Annotated in this window: 22 protein-coding genes; 7 read left to right on the top strand and 15 right to left on the bottom strand. The window is 72.1% G+C overall.

The genetic code is table 11. The features are described from left to right. The first annotated feature begins 187 nt into the window (after nucleotides 1–187). Both AB0I29_RS24375 and AB0I29_RS24370 read left to right on the top strand, forming a co-directional pair. Nucleotides 188–2,299, top strand: a complete 2,112-nt coding sequence (locus tag AB0I29_RS24375; RefSeq protein ID WP_285107437.1) for an alpha-glucuronidase — start codon at nucleotides 188–190, stop codon at nucleotides 2,297–2,299. A gap of 103 nt (nucleotides 2,300–2,402) precedes the next feature. After that, nucleotides 2,403–4,511 (top strand): acyltransferase family protein, encoded by a 2,109-nt coding sequence (locus tag AB0I29_RS24370; RefSeq protein WP_357486540.1) that lies wholly within the window; start codon nucleotides 2,403–2,405, stop codon nucleotides 4,509–4,511. A 37-nt stretch (nucleotides 4,512–4,548) separates the two neighbouring features. Here AB0I29_RS24370 and AB0I29_RS24365 read toward each other — a convergent pair whose 3' ends face one another. From AB0I29_RS24365 to AB0I29_RS24315, 11 genes are all read right to left on the bottom strand, one after another. Beyond that, a complete protein-coding gene (locus tag AB0I29_RS24365) occupies nucleotides 4,549–5,055 on the bottom strand; it encodes a pyridoxamine 5'-phosphate oxidase family protein (RefSeq protein WP_357486538.1) in 507 nt (168 codons plus the stop codon). Then, complete coding sequence (locus AB0I29_RS24360; RefSeq protein WP_357486536.1) at nucleotides 5,040–6,185, bottom strand: serine hydrolase domain-containing protein; 1,146 nt, start codon at nucleotides 6,183–6,185, stop codon at nucleotides 5,040–5,042. The genes AB0I29_RS24365 and AB0I29_RS24360 overlap by 16 nt, the downstream gene beginning before the upstream one ends. A gap of 130 nt (nucleotides 6,186–6,315) precedes the next feature. Further along, nucleotides 6,316–6,657, bottom strand: a complete 342-nt coding sequence (locus AB0I29_RS24355; protein WP_285107430.1) for a YnfA family protein — start codon at nucleotides 6,655–6,657, stop codon at nucleotides 6,316–6,318. A gap of 10 nt (nucleotides 6,658–6,667) precedes the next feature. Continuing rightward, a complete protein-coding gene (locus tag AB0I29_RS24350) occupies nucleotides 6,668–7,591 on the bottom strand; it encodes a hypothetical protein (protein WP_357486533.1) in 924 nt (307 codons plus the stop codon). 54 nt (nucleotides 7,592–7,645) lie between these two features. Next, entirely contained in the window at nucleotides 7,646–8,368 is a 723-nt protein-coding gene (locus AB0I29_RS24345) for a DUF624 domain-containing protein (RefSeq protein WP_357486531.1), read from the bottom strand. Continuing rightward, complete coding sequence (locus AB0I29_RS24340) at nucleotides 8,365–10,419, bottom strand: beta-galactosidase (RefSeq protein ID WP_357486529.1); 2,055 nt, start codon at nucleotides 10,417–10,419, stop codon at nucleotides 8,365–8,367. The genes AB0I29_RS24345 and AB0I29_RS24340 overlap by 4 nt, the downstream gene beginning before the upstream one ends. Further along, on the bottom strand, nucleotides 10,416–11,987 hold the full coding sequence (locus tag AB0I29_RS24335) for a xylan 1,4-beta-xylosidase (RefSeq protein WP_357486527.1): 1,572 nt from the start codon (nucleotides 11,985–11,987) through the stop codon (nucleotides 10,416–10,418). The genes AB0I29_RS24340 and AB0I29_RS24335 overlap by 4 nt, the downstream gene beginning before the upstream one ends. 120 nt (nucleotides 11,988–12,107) lie before the next feature. Beyond that, on the bottom strand, nucleotides 12,108–13,748 hold the full coding sequence (locus AB0I29_RS24330) for an extracellular solute-binding protein (protein WP_350224602.1): 1,641 nt from the start codon (nucleotides 13,746–13,748) through the stop codon (nucleotides 12,108–12,110). Nucleotides 13,749–13,814: 66 nt separating this feature from the next. Continuing rightward, nucleotides 13,815–14,765: a carbohydrate ABC transporter permease gene (locus tag AB0I29_RS24325; protein WP_285107420.1), complete on the bottom strand. Its 951-nt coding sequence runs from the start codon at nucleotides 14,763–14,765 to the stop codon at nucleotides 13,815–13,817. Beyond that, nucleotides 14,759–14,902 (bottom strand): hypothetical protein, encoded by a 144-nt coding sequence (locus AB0I29_RS24320; RefSeq protein ID WP_357486524.1) that lies wholly within the window; start codon nucleotides 14,900–14,902, stop codon nucleotides 14,759–14,761. The genes AB0I29_RS24325 and AB0I29_RS24320 overlap by 7 nt, the downstream gene beginning before the upstream one ends. Then, entirely contained in the window at nucleotides 14,896–15,819 is a 924-nt protein-coding gene (locus AB0I29_RS24315; RefSeq protein ID WP_285107419.1) for an ABC transporter permease subunit, read from the bottom strand. The genes AB0I29_RS24320 and AB0I29_RS24315 overlap by 7 nt, the downstream gene beginning before the upstream one ends. A gap of 225 nt (nucleotides 15,820–16,044) precedes the next feature. On the opposite strand from AB0I29_RS24315, the gene AB0I29_RS24310 reads away from it, so the two are divergent. Further along, nucleotides 16,045–17,061, top strand: coding sequence for a LacI family DNA-binding transcriptional regulator (locus AB0I29_RS24310; protein WP_285107418.1), 1,017 nt, complete (start codon nucleotides 16,045–16,047; stop codon nucleotides 17,059–17,061). A gap of 13 nt (nucleotides 17,062–17,074) precedes the next feature. Next, entirely contained in the window at nucleotides 17,075–18,154 is a 1,080-nt protein-coding gene (locus tag AB0I29_RS24305; RefSeq protein WP_357486521.1) for an FAD-binding oxidoreductase, read from the top strand. A gap of 72 nt (nucleotides 18,155–18,226) precedes the next feature. On the opposite strand, the gene AB0I29_RS24300 is transcribed toward AB0I29_RS24305, so the two are convergent. The 3 genes from AB0I29_RS24300 to eda form a co-directional block, all read right to left on the bottom strand. Beyond that, a complete protein-coding gene (locus AB0I29_RS24300; protein WP_285107415.1) occupies nucleotides 18,227–19,219 on the bottom strand; it encodes an NAD-dependent epimerase/dehydratase family protein in 993 nt (330 codons plus the stop codon). Nucleotides 19,220–19,327: 108 nt separating this feature from the next. Beyond that, nucleotides 19,328–20,428, bottom strand: a complete 1,101-nt coding sequence (locus AB0I29_RS24295) for a sugar kinase (RefSeq protein WP_357486513.1) — start codon at nucleotides 20,426–20,428, stop codon at nucleotides 19,328–19,330. Next, nucleotides 20,425–21,087 carry a bifunctional 4-hydroxy-2-oxoglutarate aldolase/2-dehydro-3-deoxy-phosphogluconate aldolase gene (eda, locus tag AB0I29_RS24290; protein ID WP_285107413.1) on the bottom strand — a complete coding sequence of 221 codons (663 nt, stop codon included), beginning with the start codon at nucleotides 21,085–21,087 and terminating at the stop codon, nucleotides 20,425–20,427. The genes AB0I29_RS24295 and eda overlap by 4 nt, the downstream gene beginning before the upstream one ends. A 69-nt stretch (nucleotides 21,088–21,156) precedes the next feature. On the opposite strand from eda, the gene AB0I29_RS24285 reads away from it, so the two are divergent. Further along, complete coding sequence (locus tag AB0I29_RS24285) at nucleotides 21,157–21,927, top strand: IclR family transcriptional regulator (RefSeq protein ID WP_357486511.1); 771 nt, start codon at nucleotides 21,157–21,159, stop codon at nucleotides 21,925–21,927. Nucleotides 21,928–22,215: 288 nt separating this feature from the next. On the opposite strand, the gene AB0I29_RS24280 is transcribed toward AB0I29_RS24285, so the two are convergent. Further along, a complete protein-coding gene (locus AB0I29_RS24280; protein WP_357486509.1) occupies nucleotides 22,216–24,777 on the bottom strand; it encodes an ATP-dependent Clp protease ATP-binding subunit in 2,562 nt (853 codons plus the stop codon). A gap of 296 nt (nucleotides 24,778–25,073) precedes the next feature. Between AB0I29_RS24280 and AB0I29_RS24275 the strand changes: the two genes are divergently transcribed. Continuing rightward, a complete protein-coding gene (locus AB0I29_RS24275) occupies nucleotides 25,074–25,694 on the top strand; it encodes a hypothetical protein (protein ID WP_285107702.1) in 621 nt (206 codons plus the stop codon). A 34-nt stretch (nucleotides 25,695–25,728) separates the two neighbouring features. After that, the gene (locus AB0I29_RS24270; RefSeq protein ID WP_285107701.1) at nucleotides 25,729–26,553 is read left to right on the top strand and encodes a hypothetical protein; all 825 of its coding nucleotides are present in this window, start codon (nucleotides 25,729–25,731) and stop codon (nucleotides 26,551–26,553) included. Nucleotides 26,554–26,634: the final 81 nt, after the last annotated feature.

Below are 26,634 nucleotides of genomic sequence, written 5' to 3'. Positions count from 1 at the left end.
GGTTTCTCCGCTTTGAGGCGCCTCAAAGCGGAGAAACCTAGGCTTCGAAGAGGAGGTCCGGTCGCGGCTTTTTCACGGACCGGACAGACCGGGCGCCCCGGGTGGACCCGGGCGGTGTCACTGGGGCAAAGTTCCAGTAGACCCCCATATATCCGCACATCAACCTCTAAGACGGATGGGAAACCCCGTGACCGCTGACTCCCCGCGCCCGATCACCGACCACGCCACCCACCCGGCCTGGCTGCCCGACGACGCGTTCGCCGCGATCGGCAGCCGCCGGGTGGTGGTGGCCGGTGACGGCGCGCTCGCCGGCACCGTCGCCGAGGAGGTCGCCGCGGCGACCTCCCGGTTCGGCGGCGCGTTCTCCCGCCTCGAGGTGGGGGACGGCGTGGCCGACGCCGAGCTGGTGCTCACCCTGACGCCCCCGGACGCGGGCGGCGCGAGCGCCGTCGCCGCCGCGGACGCCGCCCCGGGCACGGACGAGAGCTTCCGGCTCACGCGGGAGGCGGGCGCCGTCGTCGTGCAGGCCGCGTGCGACGCCGGGCTGCTGCACGGGCTGTTCCACGTGGTGCGCCTGGGCGAGGCCGCGTTCGACGGCCCGGACGTCGACGAGACCCACGCCCCCGCCACGGACCTCCGGATGCTCGACCACTGGGACAACGTGGACGTGCACCCCGTGATGGGCCAGGTCGAACGGGGCTACTCGGGCGGCTCCATCTTCTACGACAACGGTTTTGTCCACGCCGACCTGTCCCGGGTCGAGCGGTACGCGCGGCTGCTGGCCGCCGTCGGGATCAACCGCGTGGCGATCAACAACGTCAACGTGCACGCGCGCGAGGCGCGCCTGCTCACGGAGGACCTGGGCGACGTCGTCCGCGTGGCCGCCGTCTTCCGGCGGTGGGGCATCCGCGTGCACCTGTCGGTGTCGTTCGCGTCGCCCATCACGCTCGGCGGCCTGCCCACCTCGGACCCGCTCGACCAGGGCGTCGCCCACTGGTGGGCGCGCGCGGCGGCGCGCGTCTGGGACGCGATCCCGGACTTCGGCGGCTTCGTGGTCAAGGCCGACTCCGAGGGTCAGCCCGGGCCGTTCGCCTACGGGCGCACGCACGCCGACGGCGCGAACATGCTGGCCGCGGCGGTCGAGCCGTACGACGGCCTGATCCACTGGCGGGCGTTCGTCTACGACCACCGGCAGGACTGGCGCGACCGGTCGACCGACCGCGCCCGCGCCGCGTACGACCACTTCCACCCGCTGGACGGGGCGTTCTCGGACAACGTGGTGCTGCAGGTCAAGTACGGGCCGCTGGACTTCCAGGTGCGCGAGCCCCTCTCTCCCGTGCTGGCCGCGATGCCGCACACCCGGGTGGCGCTGGAGGTGCAGATCACCCAGGAGTACACCGGCCAGCAGCAGCACGCCGTGTACCTCGGCCCGCAGTGGAGCCAGATCCTCGGGTTCCGCTTCTGGGACCCGGCCGGCCGGGAGGGGGGCTCGCCCACCGTGGCGGACCTCGCCACGGGCCGCGGCAAGGCCGTCGAGGACCCGGGCACGGGCACCTGGCGCAAGCCGGCGGGCGGGTTCGCCGCCGTCTCCAACGTGGGCGACGACGAGTTCTGGACGGGCCACCCGTTCGCGCAGGCCAACCTCTACGCGTACGGGCGGCTGTGCTGGGACCCGACGCTCGACCCGGCCGCCGTGCTCGACGAGTGGGCGGGCCTCACGTTCCCGGGTACGCCGGACGCCGTCCGGCAGGCCCTGCACGCCGTGCTGGACCGGTCGTGGGAGACGTACGAGCAGTACACCGCGCCGCTCGGGGTGGGCTTCATGGTGCGCCCGGGCCACCACTACGGACCCGACGTCGACGGCTACGAGTACACCCCGTGGGGCACGTACCACTTCGCGGACCGCGACGGCATCGGCGTGGACCGCACGGTCCGGACCGGCACCGGCTACGCGGGGCAGTACCCGGCGCCGTGGTCGGCGGCCTTCGAGTCGCCGTCGACCTGCCCCGACGAGCTGCTGCTGTTCTTCCACCACGTGCCGTACACGCACGTGCTGCACAGCGGCAAGACCGTGGTGCAGCACATCTACGACACCCACTTCGAGGGCGTGGCCCGGGTGGAGGCGATGATCGGCGCGTGGTCGGAGGTGTCGGGGCACGTCGAGGGGCGCGTCGCGGAGCGGGTCTCCGAACGGCTCGCCGAGCAGCTCCGCAGCGCCACCGAGTGGCGGGACCAGGTGAACACCTACTTCCTCAGGAAGTCTGGCATTCCGGACGAAAGAGGACGCACCATCTACTGAGCGGGTGATCTCCGGTCCCGCTTCGGTAACGACCACAACGGTAGGACCGAGGACTTCGTCCCCAGGTGTGTAGATCGAATCCCTTCGCACCTGGTGGTCCCCCATGCCCGACGCCGCCCCGCCGGCCCCGCACGCCTCCACGACGACGACCCGACAGCACCTCACCGAGGTGCACGGCCTGCGCGGGCTCGCGCTCCTGCTCGTGGTGCTGTTCCACCTCTTCGGCGCCGGCCGGGTGTCCGGAGGCGTGGACGTCTTCCTCGTGATCTCCGGGTTCCTGGTGACCGGGTCGCTCGTGCGGCGCGCCGAGTCGCGCACCCTCCGGCTCGGGGCGGTGTACGCGCGGAACGCGGCCCGCCTGGCGCCGTCGGCCCTCGTGGTGCTGGGAGCCGTCGCGCTCGCCGCGTGGGTGCTGCTGCCGGCCGCGCGCTGGCTCGACGTGTGGCGGCAGGTCGTCGCGTCGGCCCTGTACGTGGAGAACTGGGACCTGATCTCGAACGAGCTGGCCTACGGGGCCGCCGGACCCGGGGCCAGCCCGCTCCAGCACTTCTGGTCGCTCTCCGTGCAGGGACAGTTCCTGCTGGCCTGGCCGCTGGTCGTGCTCGCGATGGCCTGGCTCTGCCGGCGGGCGGCCGTCCTGGTCCGACGGCGGCTCGCGCTGGTCGTCGCCGTCGGGTCCGCCGCCTCGTTCGCGGGCGCCCTGTACCTCACCGGGGTGCTGCAGCCGGTGGCCTACTTCCACACCGCCACCCGGTTCTGGGAGCTCGGCCTGGGCGCGCTGCTCGCGCTCGTCCCGCTGCACGGCGCCGAGCGTCTGCGCACCGCGGGCGCGTGGGTCGGCCTCGGCCTCGTCCTCTCGTCCGGCTTCCTGCTCGACGGCGGCACGCTCTTTCCCGGCGTCTGGACGCTCTGGCCGGTGACGGGGGCGCTGCTGGTGCTCGCGGGCGCGGGCACACCGGCGTCGTGGGGCCCCCGGCGCGTGCTCGACCTGGCGCCGCTCCGGTTCCTGGCCGGCATCTCGTACGAGCTGTACCTGTGGCACTGGCCGGTGCTCATCTTCTACCTGGCCGTCCGGGGCTTCCCGGCCGTCGGCTGGCGCGGGGCGACGCTGGTGCTGGCGGTGTCCGTGGTGCTGGCCTGGGCCACGCGGCAGGTGGTCGCGCGCCCCGTGGGCCTCGCGGTGCCGCGCGCGCTGACGCTGCGCCGGTCGGTCGCCGCCCTGGTGGCCGCCGGCGCCGCCACGGCGCTCGTCATCGTGCCGACGGCCGCCGCGAGCATCGGCGTCGAGACGCGCGAGGCGGCCAAGCTGGAGCAGCTGGAGCACCTCGGCACCGAGTACGCGGGGGCCGGGGCGCTGCGCCCGCAGGCGACGTCGGACGGGCTCGCCGCGCCCGCCGGCGCCACGGCGACGCCGGGCACCACGACCACGGAGGCGCCCGACCCGGCGCCGGTGCAGCCCGACCCCGAGGTGGCGAAGCACGACCTGCCCCCGACCGACCACGACCCGCGCTGCATCCAGGAGCACGGGAACGGGCCGGGGTTCGACGAGGTGCGGGTGTGCACCCTCCACGACCCGGACCACCCCGTCCGGACGGTGCTCGTGGCGGGCGGCTCGCACACGTACCAGTGGGCGCCGGCCCTCACCGAGCTCGGCGAGCAGAACGGGTGGCGCGTGCGGCTGGCGGGCAAGGGGCAGTGCCGCGTGCGGCTGGAGGCGGTGCCCACCGACGACTGCGCACGCTGGAGCTCCAACCTGCTGGCCGAGGCCGTCGAGCTGGACCCGGACGCGGTGTTCGTGACCGGTACGCACACGTACGAGGACGCGCCCGAGGTGGTGCTCCCCGCCGAGGTGGCGGCCTGGCAGCAGCTCGACGCCGCGGGCATCCCCGTGATCACGATCCGCGACAACCCGCGGTTCGAGTGGAGCCCGCCGAACTGCGTGTCGTCGCACGGCCGCGACGCCGCGCGGTGCGTGCTGGACCGGTCCGAGGTGTTCGCGGAGCGCAACCCGGTGCCGACGTACCCCGGCATGCCCGCGAGCGCCGCGCACGTCGACCTGTCGGACCTGATCTGCGAGCCCGAGTCGTGCCCGCCCGTGATCGGGAACGTGCTGGTCTACCGGGACGGCTCGCACCTGTCGGCCACGTACGTGGGCACGCTCACGTCGGCGCTCGGCGACGCGGTGCGGCGGGAGGCGCCGTGGTTGTACTGAGCCGGTGCGGCCCGGCGGAGGCCGGGCGCGCCGCGGGCTAGCGCGGCGTGTAGCGGGTGTGGCTGTACGTGCCCTTGCCGAAGGCCAGCACCTTGGTCGGCTGGACCGCGAACACGAGCGCGGTCCCGCCGATGTCGTTGGTGAAGGCCTCCTCGCCCACCTCGTACTGCCACTGCCCGGTCCACTTGGTGCGCCACGCCTCGGCGAGCTTCTCCAGCGTCCGCTGGTCGGTCACGCGCCGGGCCGGGCCCTCGACCATGACGTCCAGCCCCTTGTTCCAGGTGCTGTCGCCGGTGGTCAGCACCACGTTCGGGTTGGCCTCCAGGTTGACGGCCTTCTGCTCCTCGGGGCCGGTGCAGAAGTGCAGAGCCCCCTCCAGCCAGACGGCGACGAGCGGCGTGACGTGCGGGCGCCCGTCGGCGCGCACGGTGGTCAGCCAGGTGAGCTGGGCGTTCTCCAGCACCCCCTGCGTCTCCTCCCACGCGGTCGGCTGCACGCCGGGGTCGCTGAACCGTGCGTCGAGCTCGGTCACTGGGTTGTCCATGAGGCTTCTCCTTCTGACGACGTCGGAAAGTGCTCTGCGACGAGCCGGTCGATCTCGCCGGCGGTGCTCCAGCCCGGGCTGAACCGGTTGCGCATCACGGCGACCGCGACACCGGTGTCGATGTCGGCCCAGACCCCCGAGCCGTTCGCGCCGAACATACCGAAGGCCGACCCCGGGCGGGAGGGGAGGACGCCCGGGCGCGACGGGGCGAACCCGAACGCCCACGTCGAGGGCACGTCCAGCACGGCGTCGCGCCCCTCGAACGCGGGCCGCGCCATCTCGGCCAGCCGGGCCGGCGACACCAGGGCGGCGTCGCCGTACCCGAGCAGGCCCGCGAACACGCGGGCCGCGCCGCGTGCCGACATCGTGCCCCCGGAGGGGATGTCGCTCGTGAGCACGTCACGCCGGTTGGCGAAAGCGGCGTCGGGTCGCATCCCGGGCGGGAGCGCACGGTCGGCGGGCGAGCCCGGTTCGGGCCACGAGGGCGGCCCGGGGGCCGGCTCCTGCCGCGCCACCCGCCCCAGCAGTGCCGGGGGCACGCCGAAGTGCACGTCGTCCTCGACGCCGAGCGGCCGCGTGACGGCCTCGCGGAGCCACCACGACAGCGTGCGCCCGGTGGCCCGGCGCACCGTCTCGCCGAGCAGGAAGCCGAAGGTCTGGGCGTGGTACCCGAACCCGGTGCCCGGCTCCCACCAGGGCTCCTCGTCGGCGAGCAGCCGGCACATCCGGTCCCAGTCGCACAGGTCCCCGACGGTCGTCGTGTACGGCGGGGCGGGCACGCCCACCGAGTGCATCAGCACGTGCCGCAGCGTCGCGCCGCCCTTGCCGTGCGTGGCGAACCCGGGCCAGACGTCGGCGATCCGCAGGTCGTAGTCCAGCTCGCCGCGCTCCACCAGCACGTGCGCGACGGCGGAGGCGATCCCCTTGGCCGTCGACGCGGCGAAGAACAGGGTGTCGGGGGCGACCGCCGCTCCTCGCCGGGCGTCGGCCAGCCCACCCACGGCTTCGACCACGAGGTCGCCCCGGTGGACGACCGCCACCTGCAGGCCGACCTCGCCGCCGTCGGTCACGAGCCGGTCGACCGCGCGCTGGACACGTGCCCGTACGTCAGCCGCAGCGTCGTCGCCCATGCCAGGTCCGACGGGGCGGACCAGGAAAAGTCATCGGCGCGGGTGCCACTGTGCTGACGATCCGGCCTGCCCGGCCCGATCAGCCGCACCCTGTGGCACTTCGCGGGCTGGGCGCCTCGCGGGCAGGCGCCTAGCCCGCGTCCGGCCGCGGGGCGTACATGATGACGGCGACGCCCACCAGACAGATGAGCGCGCCGATCACGTCCCAGCGGTCGGGCCGGAAGCCGTCGACGGCCATGGCCCAGACCAGGGAACCCGCGACGAAGACGCCGCCGTAGGCGGCGAGGATGCGGCCGAAGCCGGCGTCCGGCTGCAGGGTGGCGAAGAACCCGTACAGGCCCAGCGCGATGACGCCCGCGCCGATCCACAGCCAGCCCTTGTGCTCGCGCACGCCCTGCCAGACGAGCCAGGCACCGCCGATCTCGAGGACGGCCGCGGCCACGAACAGGACGATCGAACGGATCACGGTCACCGGGGTGACGTTACGCGCCAGGGGTGTCGCCCGGGGCCTTGCTGGTCTCCACCCGCGCCCGCGCCGGCAGGCCGATGTCCCAGAACTGGATGGTCTGCAGCGTCCAGAACAGCGCGAAGACCAGCATCAGCACGGTCTCGACCACGAACAGCGTCTGCGGGAACAGGTCCGGGACGAAGCGGTCGAGCACCACCATGGTCGCCAGGCCCACCACGAGCACCACGGCCATCACCCCGGCGATCCACCGGTACCAGACCCGGTAGGCCGCGGGCGACAGGCCGCGCAGCCGTTCGAGCGTCTGAGCGGTCACGGCCTGGTCGGAGCCGTTGATCCACGCGACGGCGATCAGGCAGCCGAACAGGAGCACGGCCGCGGCGTAGTGCGCCGTCGTGAGAAAGCTGCCGGGCCACACCAGCAGCCAGACGCCGGTCGCCGCCCACGTCAGCCACGTGAGCCACAGGTCCCAGCCGTGGTGGCCGCCCAGGTCGCGGCGCCGCGGCCAGGTGGCGAGCACCAGCACCAGGCCGCCGACCAGCAGCAGCGTGCCGATGTTGTTGCCGACCCGCTCGGGCACGTCCACGCAGTACGGTTCGCCGGTGCACATCGTGGCGTCGAGCGGCGTGGGCACGAGGGCGACGACCACGGCGAACATGCCCGCGAAGTTGAGCAGCACCTCCTCGGCGCCGTGCCGGCCCTTGATCGCGATGAGGCACGTGCCGATGGCCACCAGCGTGCCCACGAAGATGCTCTGCACCGGCGAGTAGAAGTAGGCGCTGATGGACGCGTGCCACCACTCCTCGCCGGAGTCCAGCCGCCCGTGGTCGGCGACGATCTGCATGGTCAGCGACACGAACAGCACCAGCACCACGGCCACGATCGCCACGCGTAGATAGCGGTAGGTCAGCCGTCCCGGGTCCCCCTGCTTGATAGCCATGCGCACACCTTGGCGCAAGAGCCGCAGATCGGACAATGCTGTCCTGATCGTGCCTCAGCTCGCGGGCGTGAACCGCTGCTCGACGTCGGCCACGACGGGCGCCGCGTTGCGCAGCACGAGGGCGAGCCAGACCACCGCGAGCAGGCCGAACACCGCCTCGGTGGTCAGCACCACGATCCCGGCGGCCAGCACGAGCAGCGAGAGCGTGCCCAGCGTCACGAGCGGCCGGGCGCCCAGGTAGTGCGCCGCGAGCCGCACCGAGTCCCGGGTGCGGAACCCGAAGAACGACACGATCACCAGCGCGTTCACGGCCCACAGGGCCAGGCCCGCGCCCACCACGACCAGCACTCCCGCGTACCAGCCGGGCACGCCGCCCGCACCCACGTTCGCCAGTCCCAGCGCGACCACCACGCCCACGACGAGCGCGGGCACCCACACCCGCAGGGCGTCCGCCCAGTTCAGCCGGTACCCACGCCAGAACGACGCCGCCGGGGTGAGCCCCTCGGCCCGCGTGCGGTCCCGGAGGGCGAACAGCCCCGCCGCCACGGCCGGCCCCACCGGAAGCAGACACAGCGCGAAGAGCAGCGCGTTGCCCGGCGCCCGCTCCAGCAGGAGCGACGCCAGCGCGCCCGGCAGCACGGCGACGACGAGCAGCAGCTCGACGATCAGGTGCCAGTACACGAGCGCGGTGGCGCGGCCGAGCACACCCTCGCCGAACTCGCGCCGCTCGCCGTCCCCCGGCCCGGAGCCCGGGCCGCCCGCCCCGCCGGAGCTCACGCCGGCTCCCCGGGCAGGTCCTCGCGCAGCAGCACGACGTCGGTCGGGTCGAGCCGGAGCGTCTCCCCCTGCCGCACGGTCCGGCCGGTCAGCAGGTCGACGCCGGACGCGTGCGCCGCGACCTCGACGGGCCCGGTCGCGTGCGACAGCACGAAGGCGAACCGCACGCCGTCCTTGGACCGCACGGCGAGCTCGACGTCGGGCACGTCGGCGTACGGGCCCACGAGCCCGTGCCGGTCCAGCACCCGGCGCACCACCCACCCGACCCCGGCGTCGTCCAGGCCGGTCGCGACGTACCAGGCCTCGCCGCCGTCGGCCCCGCCGGGCCGGTGCCGCGTCACCGCGGGCGTGCCCGCGTAGAACTCGGCGCCGTAGGTGCCGACCACCTCGGCGCCCTCCGGCACGAGCACCTCGAACACGAGCTGCGCAGCGGAGACCGCCTCGCCGGACCCGTCGGTCAGGGTCACGGGGTTGGTGACGCCCGGCTCGGCCGAGTCGGTCTCCTCGACCCGGACACCGAACAACGGGGCCAGCGGGCCGGGCGCGTCCATGAGGTAGGCGTTGGCGTCCTCGTCCGCGCGCCCCGACCAGAACGACGCGAGCACCGAGCCCCCGCGCTCCGTCACGGCCGCGAGCCGCGTGGCGACGTCGCCCTTCAGCACGTGCAGCATGGGGGCGAGCACCACGTCGTACCGCGCCAGGTCGGCCGTCGTGGGCACCACGTCGACCTGGGCGCCCGCCTGCCACAGCGCGCGGTAGTAGGCCAGCACCGTGTCGACGTAGCGCGCGTGCCGGTTGAAGCCGTCCGTCATCTCGGCGACCCACCAGGAGTCCCAGTCGAAGAGCAGCGCGACGCGGGCGGGCGTCCGGGCGCCGACCACGGCGTCCCCCAGCCCGGCCAGCTCGCCGCCCAGGGCCGCGACCTCGCGGAACGATCGCGTGTCCGTGCGCCCGGTGTGGTCCAGGACGGCACCGTGGTACTTCTCGCTCGCGCCCTTCGCCTGCCGCATCTGGAAGTAGAGGACGGCGTCGGCGCCGTGCGCCACGGCCTGCCACGACCACAGCCGCAGCACGCCCGGCCGCTTCACCGGGTTCACGTCGCGCGAGGCGGTGATCGTCGGCGTCTGCTCCATGACCCAGAAGGGTGCGCCGTCCTTGAGCCCGCGCATGACGTCGTGCGCGAGCGCCATGCGCGCCTGCTCGCGCGGCCCCGGCGGGTAGTTGTCCCAGGAGGCGAAGTCGAGGTCGTCGGCCCACCGGTGGTAGTCGATCGGCCGGAACATGCCCATGAAGTTGGTCGTCACCGGCGTGGTCGCGTCGTGCTCGCGGATGCGCGCCTTCTCGTCGCGGTAGTTGGCCAGCATCGCGTCCGACATGAACCGGCGGTAGTCGAGCGTGATGCCCTGGAACGCCGTGTGGTCCGGTCCGCGCCAGTGCTCGCTGAGCATGTTCGGCGGCACGATCTGCGCCCAGTCGGAGAACGTGTGCGACCAGAACGTCGCGTTCCACGCCTCGTTCAGCCGCTCCAGCGTGCCGTACCGCGCGCGCAGCCAGTCGCGGAAGCCGGCGGCGCACAGGTCGCACCAGCAGCCGCCGTCGAACCCGCCGTACTCGTTGCCGACGTGCCACGCGACCAGGCCGGGCGTGCCGGCGTACCGCTCGGCGATCCGGCCGGCCAGCTCCGCCGACAGCCGCCGGTAGACCGGCGAGCTGGGGCACGCGTTGTGCCGCTGCCCGAACACGTGGCGCCGGCCCTGGAAGTCGGTGCGCTCGACCTCGGGGTGCCGGTGCGCCAGCCACGGCGGCAGCGCGCCGGTGGACGTCGCCAGCACGATGCCGCGCCCGCCCTCGACCGCGCGGGCCACGATCTCGTCGAGCCGTGCGAAGTCGTAGGTGTCCTCGTCCGGCTGGAGCGTGGCCCAGGAGAAGACGTTGAGCGAGACCGTGTCGATCGACGCCTTGTCGAAGGCCGCGTAGTCGTCCTCCCAGACGGCGCGTGGCCACTGCTCCGGGTTGTAGTCGCCGCCGTACAGGATCTTCGAGTCGGTCACGCGTCGTCCTTGTCGTTCGAGGTCCGGCTGTCGTTCGGGTTCGGTGTCCGGCCCAGGATCCGCGCGTCGTCCAGCCAGGGTGGGGTCTCGTCGCGGACCGGGTCCAGGGTCACCAGGGTGATGCCGTGCCGGCCGAGCGTCAGGTCGAGCTCGACCCGGCCGCCGTCCGCCGCCGGGACGACGGGGAGGCTGAAGGCGCGCCGGGCGGGTTCGCTCGCCTCGTGCAGCGCGTCCAGCTGTCTGCCCGACGGCGACGCGGGCCGGCCCATCTCGCGCCACGCCGCCCACGCGTTGCCGGCGGTCTCGTCCACGTCGTACCGCATTGCGAACACCCGCGACGGGTCCGACCCGTGGGTCCCTCCGGTGTCCTGTGCGGCCGACCCGACCGGGAGGCTCAGGCGGATCTCGTGGCGGTCCGGCTCGGCCGGGTCGTCGGTGCCGCCCACGGGCTGCCAGGCGAGTACCGTCACCCGTCCCGTGGCGGCGTGGCGCGTGACCAGGTGGTCGACGCCGCGCGCCAGCACCTCCTGACCCATCCGCGCCATGAACGCGTACAGGTGATAGGTCGGCTTGCGCACCTGACGGTGGCCCAGCATGCCGAACCCGCCGTGGAAGAACGACGCCGGCACTCCCTCCTCCTCGAAGACGTCGCAGAACGTCCAGTAGGAGAAGGAGTCGGCGTGCTCGCCGCCGCCCGCGAGCACGGGCGCGAGGTAGGCGGCGTTCCAGGCCGTGTCGTGCACCGGGTTGTCGGGCCGGTAGCTGGTGTTGAACTCCGTGACGTGCAGGGGCCGGCCAGCGAGCGCCGTCCCGGCGAGGATCTTGCCGGGCCGGGCGAACTGGTCGAGCAGGTGCTCGGGCCGCCGGAAGGTCTGGTAGACGCCGAACGGCACGTGCTGTGCCGGGCCGGAGCTGTACGCGTGCACGGAGAGGAAGTCGGCGGGCAGGTCCCGCCGCGTGACGAACTCCGCGAAGGGCTCCCACCAGTCGTCCGCCCCCGGGGAGATGGCGGGGCCGCCCACCTGGAGCGACGCGTCGACGTCCTTCACCGCGTGCACGGAGGTCTCGTAGAGGCGGAAGTACGCCTCCTGGTCCGCGTCCCGCCAGAAGTGCGTGAGGTTGGGCTCGTTCCAGACCTCGACGGGCCAGGTCCGCACCTCGTCGAGGCCGTACCGGTCCACGAGGTGCCGCAGCAGGGCGCGCACCAGGCTCGCCCACTCGGCGTGGTCGCGGGGCGGGGTCACGTTGCCCAGCCACCAGAACACGGTCTGGTCGCCGGAGGCGAGGGCCTTCGGCATGAACCCGAGCTCCAGGAACGGCTTGATCCCGAGCTTCAGGTAGGCGTCGACCACCTGGTCCACGTAGGTGAACACGTAGGCCGTGCCCCGGTGGCCGGCGGCGTCGTACGTGCGGTGCACGGCGACGTCGTCGTGCAGGATGCCGTGGCCCCGGATGTACCGGAAGCCGATCTCCCGCTGCACCAGCCTCAGCGACTCCTGGTAGTCCTGGCGCAGCGCCAGGTTGAACCGCCCGGTGCCCACGCAGGTGCGCCAGGCGTCCCCGAGCACGCCGGCACCTGAACCCGGTACGAGAACCCGCTCCACAACACTCCCCCTCCGGTGTTGAGTGCGGGATTTTCGCCCTCCGAACGGCGCTCGGAGGGCGAAGATCCCGCACTCAACGAGTTGTTACTCGGTGACGCCCGCGGCCTGGTTGACCGTGTCGACGTAGGTCTGCATGCCGGCGCTCTCCAGCTCGCCGACGTACGCGTCCCACTCGTCGAGCGGCCGGTCACCCAGGATGAACTGGGCCGTCGCCGTCATGACCAGGTCCTGCAGGTTGGTCTGCAGCAGCGAGGACTCCTCGCGCTGCATCTCGTCCATGGCGATGCCCGGACCCTTCTCCGCGACGTCCTTCTGGTTCATCTGGTCGAGGAAGTCTTGCACCTCGGGCGTGAGCGTCGACTTGACCAGGTCCGAGGTGGACCCGTGGGCCAGCGACCAGACGCCGTTGTAGTAGCCGAAGTCGGTGTTCAGCAGCTTCGGGGCACCCGCGTTGAGCCCGCCCCAGTCGACGTCGTCGGCCAGGGTGCGGGTGCCGTCGGCGTCCTTGGTGTAGGTCTCGCCCTCGATGCCCCACTTGGCGAACTCGAGGCCCTCGTCGGAGTAGTACAGCCAGTCGACGAACTGCAGCATCGCCACGAAGTCGTCGCGCTCGGCGGCGCTGGACGAGAGCGCGATGCCGGACTCGAACTGGCCGCCGGTGGTGGCGTCCATGATGTTGCCGGCGGGACCGGCCGGGACCACGATCTCCTTGAGCTTCGCGTCCTTGTCCCCGGCCTCCTCGAAGCCGGTCCGGTACCGCGTCATCTCCTGGTCGTTGACGCCGAGGGCGGCGACCTTGCCGGTGGTCAGCTTGGCGATGGCCGGGTCGTCCTCCTGCGTGAGCCCCTCGGGGTCCAGGAGGCCGCGGTCCACCAGGTCGGCGAAGTAGGAGACGAGCTCCTTGTAGCCCTCGGACGCGCCCGTGTACTCGTACTCGGAGCCGTTCCAGGTCACGCCGTCGCCATAGCCCCAGCCCGCCTCGGTGCCGAAGTTGCCGGCCGCGGCCTGGAGGGTGGCCTCCATGGGGCCGTTGATGGACCAGCGCTCGGTGTACGGGTAGTCGAGCTCGGGGTGCTCCTCCTTGATCACCTCGAGCTGGTCCGCGAACTCGTCCCAGGTCTTCGGGTCCTCCAGGCCGGCGTCCTCCCACCAGTCCTCGCGGATGGCGATGGAGTACGAGGGCTTCGGGTTCTCGTGCAGGCCGGGCAGCACGTAGAACTTGCCGTCGGCCTGCCGCAGCCGGTCCAGGTCCTCCTGCAGGCCCCACTTCTCGACCTTGTCCTGGAAGTTCGGCAGGTAGTCGAGGTAGTCCGAGATCGGCAGGACGGCGCCGCCCGAGGTGAGCGTCTCGACGTCGGCCGCGTAGGTGGACGGGATCAGGTCGGCGGCGTCGCCGGAGCTGATCAGGAGCGCCCGCTTCTGCTGCCAGTCGGCCAGGGGCACCGACTGGATGTCGAAGGTGACGTTGTGCTCCTCCTCGAACGCCTTGAGGATCGACCAGTCCTCCTGGAGCGGGTAGTTCGGGTGGTCGCGGTACATGAGCCCGAACTCCAGCGGCTCGGTCGCCTTGAAGGTGGTGCCGACGCCGTAGTCCTCCATGGCGCCGACCATCTTGTCGGCCATGTCGACGGCGGCGCCGTCGTCGTCGCCGGACGAGCACGCCGTGAGCGTGAGTCCGAGGGCGACCGCGGCGGTCGCCGCGGCAGCCTTTCTAGGGGTGATCATCATTGACTTCCTCCGGGGTGTGAACGTCGTCGTCCGACGGCGGATCGGTGCGGTGGTCGGGTGTGCTCAGCCCTTGACGGAGCCGAGCATCACGCCGGACACGAAGTACTTCTGGACGAACGGGTAGAGGCAGACGATGGGCAGGGCCGTGAGCAGCATCGTCACTGCCTTGACGTTGGCCCCGATCTGGACGGCGACGTCGCTCAGCCCCTCGCCGGTGCCGGTGGCGCCGGCGATGATGTTCCGCAGGAACACCGTGACCGGGTACATCTGCGGGTCGTCCATGTAGAGGAACGCGGGGAACCAGGAGTTCCAGAACCAGACCGCGTAGAAGAGGACCATCGTCGCGAGCACCGCCTTGCTGAGCGGCAGCACCACGCGGAAGAAGATCCCGTAGGTGGTCAGGCCGTCGATCGCCGCGGCCTCCTCGAGCTCCTCGGGGAAGTTCTCGAAGAACGACTTCATGACGAGCAGGTTGAAGACGTTGATCGCCTGCGGCACCACGACGGCCCAGATGGTGTTCTTGAAGCCGAGCTCGCTGACCAGGATGTAGTTCGGGATGAGGCCGCCGGTGAAGAACATCGTGAAGACCGCGAACCCGATCAGGATCATGCGGCCCTTGAGGTACTTCTTCGACAGCACGTAGGCGAAGGTCGTGGTCAGCGCCATGGCGATAGCGGTGCCCACCACCGTGTAGACCACGGTGTTGAGGTAGTTGCGCCAGAACAGGTCCTGCTCCAGCACGGACATGAGGGTGGTCGTGTTGAAGCCGATGGGCCAGACCGTGACGTCGCCGCTGCGGATCGCCGCCTCGGAGCTGAACGCCCGCGCCGCCAGGTTGAGGAACGGGTAGAGCGTGACGGCGGCGACGAGCACCAGGATCGTCGTGTTGACCCAGCGGAACACCGTGTAGCCGGGCGTGTCCTTGACGGTGGTGGTCTCCGGGCGGGGCCGGGTCAGGTCGGGCACGTCGGAGCCCACCGGGTCGGTGGTCGGGGCGGGGGCGGTGTTCACCACAGGGAGCTCCCGGTGACGCGGAACACCGTGTAGCCGGGCGTGTCCTTGACGGTGGTGGTCTCCGGGCGGGGCCGGGTCAGGTCGGGCACGTCGGAGCCCACCGGGTCGGTGGTCGGGGCGGGGGCGGTGTTCACCACAGGGAGCTCCCGGTGACTCGGCGCGAGATGGCGTTGGCGGAGAAGACGAGGACCAGGCCGATCACGGCCTCGAACAGGCCGATCGCCGTGGCGTAGCTCAGCTGCCCGGAGGTGAGGCCGACGCGGTAGATGTACGTGGAGATCACGTCCGCCGTCGGCTGGGTCAGCGTGTTGTAGAGCAGGAAGATCTTCTCGAAGCCCACCTGCATGAACTGGCCGATGTTCAGGATGAGCAGGACCATCATCGTGGGCCGGATGCCGGGCAGCGTGACGTGCCACGTCTGCTGCCAGCGGTTGGCGCCGTCGATGCGGGCCGCCTCGTAGAGCTGCGCGTCGATGGTGGTCAGCGAGGCCAGGTAGAGGATCGTGCCCCAGCCCACCGTCTGCCAGACCTCGGACGACACGTAGATGGTGCGGAACCAGTCGGCCTGCTGCATGAACGAGATCGGGTCCCCGCCGAACAGCTTGACCAGCCGGTTGACCGTGCCGTCCAGCGACGTCAGCTCGAACACGAAGCCCGCCACGATCACGACGGACATGAAGTGCGGCAGGTAGCTGACCGTCTGCACGAACCGCTTGAACACCCGCGAGCGGAGCTCGTTGAGCAGGAGCGCCAGGATGATCGGCAGCGGGAACACGATCACGAGCGTCAGCGCGCCGATGATCACCGTGTTCTGGAACGCCTGCCAGAACGCCTGGTCCTGGATGAACCGCTCGATGTAGTAGAAGCCGACCCATTCCTCGCCGAAGATCGACCCGCCCGGCCGGAACCGGCGGAAGGCGATGACGTTGCCGGCCATGGGCAGGTAACGGAACACCAGGAACCAGATGATCGGCAGGAGCGCGAGCGTGTAGAGGCGCCAGTGCTTGCGCAGGGCGAGGCCCCACGTTTCCTTGCCGCGTAGCTCTGTTGCCATCCCCACCTCGTTGTGGAACGTTTTCGAAACTATCGACATCGATGCCGATAGTGCTTGTCGTGAGGGACAGTAGGGTGAGATCCGGCGACACGTCAAGACATGCCCAGAACGTGGCGATTACAATCCAGACACGGCATTCCATGCCGTGAACGAGACCTGATACTGGCGCGAGACGGTGTACCTTCGGGTCGAAAGTTCCGCAGACATGACCGAAAGGTGGGTGCGATGACCGGCGTGAGCCCCGGGCCGACCATCGCGTCGATCGCGCGCGAGCTCGGTCTCTCGGTGCCCACCGTGTCCAAGGTGCTCAACGGCCGGGCCGACGTCGCCCCCGCGACGCGCGACCGCGTCGAGGCCGCGCTGGAGAAGCACCAGTACCGGCGGCGCCGTCCGGCGACGGCGCCCGCGGGCAGCGGGCTGATCGACCTGGTCTTCCACCGCCTGGGCTCGGCCTGGTCCATGGAGATCATCCGGGGCGTGGAGGACGCCGCCGCCGAGCTGCGGACCAGCGTGATCCTGTCCGAGCTGGGCGGCGAGCACCGGCCGCCGGCCCGGTGGCTCGACACCACCATCGCGCGGCCGCCGCTGGGCGTGCTGCTCGTCGCCGCGAACCTCTCGGAGGCGCAGCACCAGCAGCTCGACCGGCGCGGCATCCCGTACGTGGTGATCGACACCGACGGCGAGCCGCCGGCCGACGTCGCCTCCGTGGGCTCCGACAACTGGAACGGCGGGCTGCAGGCCACGCGGCACCTGCTCGCGCTGGGCCACCGCAGGATCGGCATGATCACCGGACCGTGGAACATGCTGTGCAGCCGCGCCCGCGTCGACGGGTTCCGGTCGGCGCACGAGGAGGCGGGCGCCGCCGTGGACCCCGCGCTCGTGCGCGAGGGGAACTTCTACGTCGAGGCGGGCTTCGAGATGGGGCTGGATCTGCTGTCCCGGCCGGACCGCCCCACGGCGGTGTTCGCGGGGTCCGACATGCAGGCCCTCGGCGTGCTCCGGGCCGCGCACCAGCTCGGCCTGCGGGTGCCGGAGGACCTCTCCGTGGTGGGCTACGACGACCTGCCGCTGGCCTCCTGGGTGGGCCCGCCGCTCACGACGGTGCGACAGCCGCTCCGCGAGATGGGCGCGGCCGCCACCCAGATCCTGCTCGACATCGCCCGGGGCAGGTCGCCCAAGGTCCGCCGGCTCAACCTCTCCACGGAGCTGGTGGTCCGGGAGTCGACGGCACCCCTGACCTGAGAGGGTGGGGTTCATGTCGAACCGAGTGATCGTGGTGGGCGCCGGCATCGTCGGCGCGTCGCTCGCGTACCACCTCGCCGCGCGCGGGCAGGCGGTGACCCTGCTGGACGCGGGGCTGCCCGCCGCCGGCGCCACCGGATCGTCGTTCGCGTGGATCGGGCGGCCGGAGACCTGCGACCTTCCCTCCGCGCCGCTGCGGTTTCTCGCCCTGGACGAGTACCGGCGGCTTCAGCGTGAGCTGCCCGGCCTCCGCATCTCGTGGTCCGGGTCCCTCACCTGGGACGGCACTGGGGACGATTCCGGCGACGGGTCCGGCGAAGGCTCCGGCGAGGCGGGCCGGCCCGGCGGCGCGGCCGCCGACGTCCGTGCGATCGAACCCGTCCTCGTACCGGGTCCCGGCACCCCGCACCACGCCCCGGACGACGGCGCCCTCGACCCCGTCGAGGTCACGGAGCTGCTCGTCGCGGCGGCCGTCGAGCGTGGCGCCGAGCTCCGCGTCGGTACCCCGGCGATCGGGCTCGTGCGCGACGGCTCGGCCGTGACGGGCGTCCGGACCGGTGCCGGGGTGCTCCCGGCCACGACCGTCGTCGTGGCCGCAGGGGCCGGGACCGCCACCCTGTGCGCCGGCATCGGTGTCGAGGTGCCGGTCGAGTCGTCACCGGCCGTCCTGGTGCGTCTCCGCGCCACGCCGGGGCTGGTACGGACGATCGTCGCCGGCCCCGAGCTGGAGGTGCGGCAGCGTCCGGACGGGACCCTGCTGCTTCCGCTGGCCTACGAGGGACAGACGAACCGGGCTGCCCTCCAGGACACCGCCGAGGCCGCCCGGCGGTCCCTGCTCCGGTTCTTTCCCGGGGCGTCGGACGTCGAGATCGTCTCCGCGGAGATCGGCTGGCGGCCGATGCCGGCGGACGGCGAGCCGATCGTCGGAACCGAACCGGGCATGTCCGGGCTGTACCTCGCCGTGATGCACGCGGGCGTCACGCTGGCCGCCGCGGCCGGCCGCCTCGCCGCCGAGGAGATCACGACGGGGGTCGCGGCGCCCGAGCTCGCGGGCTGCCGGCCTGACCGGTTCGGCCGAGACCGGTTCGTCTGAGGCGCCGGCACCAGGGGCGTCCGCGCGCCCTGGTCCCCGGTCGGGTCGGGCCGGGGACCAGGGCGCGCGCCCTCAGACCGAGCGGGCGTGCGCAGCGAGCCGGTCGAAGGCCGCGTCCAGCTCGGCGTCGACCACCTGCGCCTCGGGGTGGTTGTCGAACCAGGACACCTGCTCCTCGGCGCCGATGTCGTAGGTGATGGTGGTGCCGAACTCGGGGACGAGCGTGCGCACCTTCGAGATGTCGAAGACCATCGAGTGCGCCTTGTCGCCCACCAGACCGGGGCCCAGGTCGGGCAGCACCCGCGCGATCGTCTCGGACGCGACGTGCACCAGGTCGGGGCTGCGCACGCCCGCGGCCTCGGCCAGCCACGTGTAGATCTGGTCCCAGGTGGGCGCGTGCGTGCCGGTGATGTGGAAGGTGTCCCCCACCGCGAGCGGGTGGCCGAGCAGGCCCACGAACCCGACCGCGAAGTCCTCGGTGTGCGTGATGGTCCACAGCGAGGTGCCGTCCCCGTGCACGACGACGGGCTTGCCCGCGCGCATGCGGGCGACGTCCGTCCAGCCGCCCGACGTCGGCAGCACCGTGCGGTCGTAGGTGTGCGACGGCCGCACGATCGTGACGGGGAACCCGTTCTCCCGGTACTCCCGCACCAGCAGGTCCTCGCACGCGATCTTGTCGCGGGAGTACTGCCAGAACGGGTTGCGCAGCGGCGTCGACTCCCGCACGGGCAGCCGCGACGGCGGCGTCTGGTACGCCGACGCCGACGAGATGAACACGTACTGCCCGGTGCGGCCCGCGAACTGCGCGACGTCGCGCGCCACGTGCTCCGGCCCGAACGCCCGGAACTGGGCGACGACGTCGAACTCACGGCCGCGCAGGGCGGCCGCCACGGCCTCGGCGTCGTTCGCGTCCGCGACCAGCGTCTCCACCTCGGACGGCACCGTCCGGATCGAGGATCTGCCCCGGTTGAGCACCGTCACCCGGTGCCCGAGCCGTGCGGCTCTGGCCACCGAGGCATGACTGATGATTCCGCTTCCACCGATGAACAGGATGCTCTTGGACATGGCACCAATCCTTGCACCGTGCACCCTGTCTGCGCTGGTCGGGGGCGAGATCGGTCCGGTCTGCGGACACCCGTCGACCGGACCCCCGACCTCGCCCCGCGACCCTCGTCAGCGCTGCACGCGCGCGCTGCCCCCGCCCGCCAGCTTGGCCACCTCGGCGAGCGTCGCCATGGTGGTGTCGCCGGGGGTGGTCATGGCCAGCGCACCGTGCGCCGCGCCGTACTCGACGGCCTCCTGGAGCGAACCGAGCTCCATCAGCCCGTAGGCCAGGCCGGAGGCGAACGAGTCGCCGCCGCCCACGCGGTCGAAGATCTCCAGGTCCGCCCGGTGCGTCGCCTCGGCGAAGCCCTCCTTGCGGGACCAGGCGATCGCGCCCCAGTCGTTGCGCGACGCCGACCGCACCCCGCGCAGCGTCGTGGCGATCACCTGGAAGTTGGGGTACGCCTCCGACGCCGTCTCGATCATGGCCCGGAACGCGCCCGTGTCCAGGTCGGTCAGGTTCTCGTCGACGCCCTCGACCTCGAAGCCGAGCGAGGCCGTGAAGTCCTCCTCGTTGCCGATCATCACGTCGACGTGCTCGGCCAGGCGCCGGTTGACCTCGCGCGCCCGCTCCTCGCCGCCGATGCCCTTCCACAGCGAGGGCCGGTAGTTCAGGTCGTACGAGACGATCGTGCCGTGCCGGCGGGCCGCGGACATGGCGGCCTCGGCGACGTCGGCCGACGACTCCGAGAGGGCCGCGAAGATGCCGCCGGTGTGCAGCCAGCGCACGCCGCGGGAGAACAGCGCGTCCCAGTCCACGTCGTCGGGCTGCATCTGCGCGATGGCGGTGTGACCGCGGTCGCTGACGCCCACCGCGCCGCGCGCGCCGAAGCCGCGCTCGGTGAAGTTGAGGCCGTTGCGCACCTCGCGGCCGATGCCGTCGTAGGGCACCCACTGCACGTACTGCGTGTCGAGGCCGCCCGTGAGCATGAAGTCCTCGACGAGCCGGCCGATCTCGTTGTCGGCCAGCGCCGTGACGATCGCGCCACGCAGGCCGAAGCAGCGCCGCAGGCCGCGCGCCACGTTGTACTCGCCGCCGCCCTCCCACACGTCGAAGCTGCGGGCGGTGCGCACCCGGCGGTCGCCCGGGTCGAGACGGAGCATGACCTCGCCGAGGGCGACGACGTCGTAGGCGCTCTCGGCGGCGGGGCGGACGTTGAGCGAGGTCATCGGTTCTTCTCCTGGTCGATCTTGGCCGCGAGGTCCACGGCGTCACGGGTGCGGCGAGTGATCTCGGCCCAGTCCCCCGCGGTGACGAGCGCGCGGTCGACCATCCACGAGCCGCCGACGGCCAGGACCGGCTTCAGACCGAGGTAGTCGCCCAGGTTGGCTGCGCTGACGCCGCCGGTCGGCACGAACCGCAGGCCGGGGAACGGCGCGGAGAACGCCTTGATGGCGGCCGGCCCGCCCACCACGGACGCGGGGAACAGCTTGACCACGTCGACGCCGAGGTCGAGCGCCGCCATGATCTCCGACGGCGTGGCGACGCCGGGCAGCACGGGGATGCCGTGCTCCTGCGCGCGGCGCACGACGGCGGCCGACAGCCCCGGGGAGACGATGTAGCGGGCGCCGGCGTCGACGACGTCGTCGACCTGGGCCACCGTGGTCACGGTGCCCGCTCCGACCACGACGTCGGGCTGGTTCTTCGCGACCGCGCGGATGGCGTCGAGGCCGCCCGCGAGCCGCAGCGTGATCTCGGCGACGGGCAGCCCGCCGGCGACGAGCGCGTCCGCGAGCCGGGCGCCCTCGTCGGCGCCGTCGACCACGACGACCGGCACGAGCCGGTGCGCGGCGAGCGCCTCGAGGACCGGGTTGTCGGGGGATGACATGCGTGCTCCGTTTCGCTATGGTGAACGCTTGTTGTTCACTGCGAAACGCATGCTACGTGAGGGAGTCCCATGGAAGCCAGCCCGCTCGGCGGCGTGGACAAGGCGCTGCTGGCCCTCGACACCCTCGCGGGCTTCGGCGCCGCGGGCGCGCCCCTGGCCACGCTGGCCCAGGCCGTCGGGGTCAGCAAGCCGACCCTGCACCGCACGCTCGCCGCGCTGCGGCACCGCGGCTACGCCGAACAGACCGCGGACGGCGCCTACCGCCTCGGCCCCTCCGCGCTGGCGCTGGGCAGCTCCTACCTGGCCGAGGAGAACCTGCCCGCGCTGCTGCACCCGGCCCTGACCGCGCTCAGCGCGGAGGTCGACGAGCTGGTGCACCTGGGCGTGCTCGCCGGGCGCGAGGTGGTCTACCTCGACAAGGTCGAGCCGCAGCGCGCGGTCCGCGTCTGGTCGGCCGTCGGACGGCGGCGCGCCGCCGCCACCACCGCGCTGGGCCGTGCCCTGCTGTCGGTGCAGGACCTCGACGACGCCGCGCTCGACCGGTTCGCCGGCACGGACACCGGGACGGGGCACCTGCGCGACGTGCTGGCCGAGGCACGGCGGAGCGGGGTCGCCGGGGAGACCGAGGAGAACGAGCGCGGCATCGCCTGCGTCGCCGTGCCGCTGCTGCGCGCGGGGCGGGCCGTCGCGGCCGTCAGCATCACGGCTCCCGTGGAGCGGCTGCGGGGCGCGGCGCGGGCCGAGCGGGTCGGCGCGCTGCGCGACGTGCTGCCGGGCCTGCTCCCGGCGGGCCTTGCGGTGCCGGCGGGCCTCGCGGTGCCGGCGGCGGGCGGACAGTGAGGCGACCACCCGCCTGACTCGCCATCCCGACTCCGCCGAGTCAGGCGGTTGGTCCGACCAACCCGCTGACTCGACCCACCCGATCTGCCGAGTCAGGTGGTTGGTCGGACCAACCCGCTGACTCGACCCACCCATCTGCCGAGTCAGGTGGTTGGTGAGTCGGTCGGTTGGTGAGTCGGTCGGTTGGTGAGTCAGCGGTTGGTGAGCCGGTCGGCGGGCATGACAAAGGCCCGGCCACCCCGTGCGGGGTGGCCGGGCCTTGTGTCAGGACCGGGTCCTACCGGGCGATCACGCCCCGCCGGCCGCCATCTGGCCCGACGGCGGCAGGTCGCGCGGCACCAGTCCGGCGCCCGCGGGCACCGACTGGGGCTCGGCCTGGGTCGGCCGACGACGCTCGTCCCGCTCCACACCCTGGAAGCTGAACTCGCCGAGGATGCCCTCGCCCTCGCCGTCGACGATCACCAGCTGACCGGCCGTGAGCTCGCCGAACAGGATCTTCTCGGACAGCGTGTCCTCGATCTCCCGCTGGATCGCCCTCTTGAGCGGACGGGCGCCGAGCACCGGGTCGTAGCCCTTCTCCGCCAGCAGGTGCTTCGCGGCGGGGGTGAGCTCGATGCCCATGTCCCGGTCGCGCAGGCGACGGTCGAGCTTCGCGATCTCCAGGTCGACGATCTCGATGATCTCGTCCTGCGAGAGCTGCGGGAACACGACCACGTCGTCGACGCGGTTGAGGAACTCCGGCCGGAAGTGCTGCTTGAGCTCCTCGTTGACCTTGGCCTTCATGCGCTCGTAGGAGGTCACCAGGTCGCCGCCGGCGTTGAAGCCGGTCTGGACGCCCTTGGCGATGTCCCGCGTGCCCAGGTTGGTGGTCATGATGATCACGGTGTTCTTGAAGTCGACCACGCGACCCTGCGAGTCCGTGAGGCGACCGTCCTCGAGCACCTGCAGCAGCGAGTTGAAGATGTCGGCGTGCGCCTTCTCCACCTCGTCGAACAGGACCACGGAGAACGGCTTGCGCCGCACCTTCTCGGTGAGCTGGCCACCCTCGTCGTAGCCGACGTATCCGGGCGGGGAGCCGAACAGTCGCGAGACCGTGTGCTTCTCCGAGAACTCGGACATGTCGAGCTGGATGAGGGCGTCCTCGTCACCGAACAGGAACTCGGCGAGCGCCTTGGCGAGCTCGGTCTTACCGACGCCCGTGGGGCCGGCGAAGATGAACGAACCACCGGGACGCTTCGGGTCCTTGAGGCCGGCCCGCGTACGGCGGATCGCCTGCGACAGGGCCTTGATCGCGGCCTCCTGGCCGACGACCCGCTTGTGCAGCTCGTCCTCCATGTGGAGCAGCCGGCTGGACTCCTCCTCGGTGAGCTTGACGACCGGGATGCCCGTGGACATCGCGAGGACCTCGGCGATCAGCTCGTCGTCGACCTCAGCGACCGTGTCCAGGTCACCCGACTTCCAGGCCTTCTCCTTGTCCGCGCGGACCTGCGTGAGCTGCTTCTCCTTGTCACGCAGCCCGGCGGCCTTCTCGAAGTCCTGCTCGTCGATCGCCGACTCCTTCTCGCGGCGCGCCTCGGCGATGGACTCGTCGAGCTCCTTGAGCTCCGGCGGCGCCGTCATGCGACGGATGCGGAGCCGGGCCCCGGCCTCGTCGATCAGGTCGATCGCCTTGTCCGGGAGGAACCGGTCGTTGATGTACCGGTCCGCGAGCGTGGCGGCGGAGACCAGCGCGGAGTCCGTGATGGACACGCGGTGGTGCGCCTCGTAGCGGTCGCGCAGACCCTTGAGGATCTCGATGGCGTGCTCGAGCGACGGCTCGGCCACCTGGATCGGCTGGAAGCGGCGCTCCAGGGCCGGGTCCTTCTCGACGTACTTGCGGTACTCGTCGAGGGTGGTGGCACCGATCGTCTGCAGCTCACCGCGAGCCAGCATGGGCTTCAGGATGGAGGCGGCGTCGATCGCGCCCTCGGCGGCACCCGCACCCACCAGGGTGTGGATCTCGTCGATGAACAGGATGATGTCGCCGCGGGTGCGGATCTCCTTGAGCACCTTCTTGAGGCGCTCCTCGAAGTCACCGCGGTAGCGCGAGCCGGCCACCAGGGCGCCCAGGTCCAGCGTGTAGAGCTGCTTGTCCTTGAGCGTCTCGGGGACGTCGCCCTTGACGATGTCCTGGGCGAGGCCCTCGACGACGGCCGTCTTGCCGACGCCGGGCTCGCCGATCAGCACCGGGTTGTTCTTGGTGCGGCGGGACAGCACCTGCATGACCCGCTCGATCTCCTGCGTGCGCCCGATGACCGGGTCGAGCTTGCCCTCGCGCGCGGCCTGGGTGAGGTTGCGGCCGAACTGGTCGAGCACGGCCGAGCCCGCGGGCTGACCCTCCTGAGGACCACCGGCGGAGACGGGCTCCTTGCCCTGGTAGCCGCTCAGCAGCTGGATGACCTGCTGGCGCACCTTGTTCAGGTCGGCACCCATCTTGGTGAGCACCTGTGCTGCCACGCCCTCACCCTCGCGGATGAGGCCGAGCAGGATGTGCTCCGTGCCGATGTAGTTGTGGCCGAGCTGCAGCGCCTCGCGCAACGACAGCTCAAGGACCTTCTTGGCACGCGGGGTGAACGGGATGTGCCCGCTCGGCGCCTGCTGCCCCTCACCGATGATCTCGGTGACCTGGGTGCGGACGCCGTCGAGCGAGATCCCGAGCGACTCCAGCGCCTTGGCGGCAACGCCCTCACCCTCGTGGATGAGGCCGAGCAGGATGTGCTCCGTGCCGATGTAGTTGTGGTTCAGCATCCGCGCCTCTTCCTGGGCGAGGACGACGACCCGACGGGCGCGATCCGTAAATCTCTCGAACATGTGCTGCTCCCTCACGAGCGGCGTACACCTGCACCGGCGGTACCAGGCCTGACCGCAATGACTCTATGCGCTCCCAACGCGCCCACCTACCGGTTGATGCCCATGTTCGCCAGGGGCGTGACGATGTACCACCCGCGAACGGCAAAGTCCGGGCCGCCGCGCGGCGACACGCCCGGACAAGCGGAATCGACGGCGAGTCCGGGCGGAATCCCGGCTGATTCCGGCGAAGGTCGTTGACGCCTCCCCGCGCACCCGGCAGTCTCGTTGTCAGACCCGCACCCGCGCCGGGAGGCCACATGGCGGACGAACCGAGCCCGACCCCCGAGTCCTGGGAACAGATCGTCGCGCGCTTCGCGCGTTTCTCCGGTGTCGTCGGCGAGGTCGACGATCCGCTGACCTGGGGCCTCGACCTCGTCGAGGAGGAAGTCACCGGGGTGTCCGACAGTACGGACCCCACGGAGGAACGCTTCCTGCGCTCCTACCGCACGTTCGCCGGCGAGACGGTGGAGGTCGAGACCCTCCGCGTCCCGGCCACCCCGGCGCAGATCGAGGACATCGTGCGGGCCGCCTGCAGCGGCGCGCTCGTCGCCCCGCTGCACGCCGACGTCGACCCGGGCGCCTCGCCCGAGGTGGCCGACGTGGCCGACCTCGCCGAGTCGTACCAGGACTACCGCAGCGCGATGCGCGCGATCGTCGCCGAGGTGGACGACGTCCCGTGCGAGACCCGCCAGTTCCACGTGGACGGCACGGCGAAGCGCTGCATGCGGGTCACCGTGCGCAACGTGACCGCCGTCTACTCCCCCGCGGCGGACCGGGCGGTGGTGGTCACGGGACCCGCCGACCTGGTGGACCGGATCGACGTCATCACGCGGCCGATCCGAAACCTGCTCCACGGCGAGGAGGGGCCACGGTTCTGAACGGCCGCGCGGCCGCGACGGTAGGATCGCCGCCGTGATCCGCACCATCGCCTCCGCCGCAGCGCTGCGGCCGACGGCACGTCACGCCACGGCACGTCGCCGGCTCGCCCTGACCCTGCTCCTCCTGTTCGTGCTCGCCCTGGCGGGCACCGCCGTCGTCGGGCAGCGGGCCGCGGCCGCCGAGCGCAGCGGCGACGACATCTGGGTGAGCGCTGACGGCGTCGCGTTCGAACGCGGCCGCGAGAGCGACGAGGTCACGTACGTGGTCCGGTCGCCGACGTCGAAGAGCGCGCGGTCGTACTCGCGCGACCTCACCCGGACCGAGCAGAACCACGGCTGGACGTCGTTCCGGGAGGCCCGCCAGGCCTACCCGGACGGCTACTGCGTGGTGTGGGTCGAGGTCGAGGACGCGAGCAGCTGGCACGAGTCGGCCGACAGCAGCGTGTGCACCGCCGCCGAGCAGGCCCCGGCCCCCACCTCCACGCCGACGTCGACCCCGACCCCCACGGCCGAGGAGACGACCGAGGCCACGCCGACGCCGACCGCCACGGCCCCGCCGGTCGCTGCCGAGCCCGCGGCGCCGTCGTCGACCCCGACGCCCACGCCGACCCCCAGCCCGACCGTCTCGGCCACGCCCAGCCCGTCGCCGACGGCCTCGACCACACCGAGCCCCTCGCCGTCCGCGACGTCGGCCCCGACCCTGCTGCACGACCTCGGCCAGCCGGCGGCGGTTCACGCGCAGACCCGCGCGGCGGACGAGAAGGAGGTCATCTCGCCGCTCGGCTGGGTCGCGGTGCTCGGCGGCGGGACGCTGCTGGCCGTGGGCGGCCTGCTGATGCTCTGGCGCCGTCTCACCTGACGCGCCGCCCGGCCCCGCTCCCGCTTCCCGCCACGGCCACGGCCACGGCCACGGCCCCGGCCCCGCTCCCGCCTCCCGCCC

Source organism: Promicromonospora sp. NPDC050262 (assembly GCF_040655935.1).
Classification (GTDB): Bacteria; Actinomycetota; Actinomycetes; order Actinomycetales; family Cellulomonadaceae; genus Promicromonospora.
Note: the sequence above shows the minus strand (reverse complement) of the source record. Positions and strands in the feature narration are given on the sequence as shown.

Excerpts from the sequence above, each read along its gene's own strand:
- eda (WP_285107413.1), bottom strand. The coding sequence starts at position 21,087 with ATGTCATCCCCCGACAACCCGGTCCTCGAGGCGCTCGCCGCGCACCGG.
- AB0I29_RS24365 (WP_357486538.1), bottom strand. The coding sequence starts at position 5,055 with ATGGACAACCCAGTGACCGAGCTCGACGCACGGTTCAGCGACCCCGGC.
- AB0I29_RS24275 (WP_285107702.1), top strand. The coding sequence starts at position 25,074 with ATGGCGGACGAACCGAGCCCGACCCCCGAGTCCTGGGAACAGATCGTC.
- AB0I29_RS24310 (WP_285107418.1), top strand. The coding sequence starts at position 16,045 with ATGACCGGCGTGAGCCCCGGGCCGACCATCGCGTCGATCGCGCGCGAG.
- AB0I29_RS24285 (WP_357486511.1), top strand. The coding sequence starts at position 21,157 with ATGGAAGCCAGCCCGCTCGGCGGCGTGGACAAGGCGCTGCTGGCCCTC.
- AB0I29_RS24350 (WP_357486533.1), bottom strand. The coding sequence starts at position 7,591 with ATGGCTATCAAGCAGGGGGACCCGGGACGGCTGACCTACCGCTATCTA.
- AB0I29_RS24295 (WP_357486513.1), bottom strand. The coding sequence starts at position 20,428 with ATGACCTCGCTCAACGTCCGCCCCGCCGCCGAGAGCGCCTACGACGTC.
- AB0I29_RS24315 (WP_285107419.1), bottom strand. The coding sequence starts at position 15,819 with ATGGCAACAGAGCTACGCGGCAAGGAAACGTGGGGCCTCGCCCTGCGC.
- AB0I29_RS24360 (WP_357486536.1), bottom strand. The coding sequence starts at position 6,185 with ATGGGCGACGACGCTGCGGCTGACGTACGGGCACGTGTCCAGCGCGCG.
- AB0I29_RS24280 (WP_357486509.1), bottom strand. The coding sequence starts at position 24,777 with ATGTTCGAGAGATTTACGGATCGCGCCCGTCGGGTCGTCGTCCTCGCC.
- AB0I29_RS24305 (WP_357486521.1), top strand. The coding sequence starts at position 17,075 with ATGTCGAACCGAGTGATCGTGGTGGGCGCCGGCATCGTCGGCGCGTCG.
- AB0I29_RS24300 (WP_285107415.1), bottom strand. The coding sequence starts at position 19,219 with ATGTCCAAGAGCATCCTGTTCATCGGTGGAAGCGGAATCATCAGTCAT.
- AB0I29_RS24330 (WP_350224602.1), bottom strand. The coding sequence starts at position 13,748 with ATGATCACCCCTAGAAAGGCTGCCGCGGCGACCGCCGCGGTCGCCCTC.
- AB0I29_RS24370 (WP_357486540.1), top strand. The coding sequence starts at position 2,403 with ATGCCCGACGCCGCCCCGCCGGCCCCGCACGCCTCCACGACGACGACC.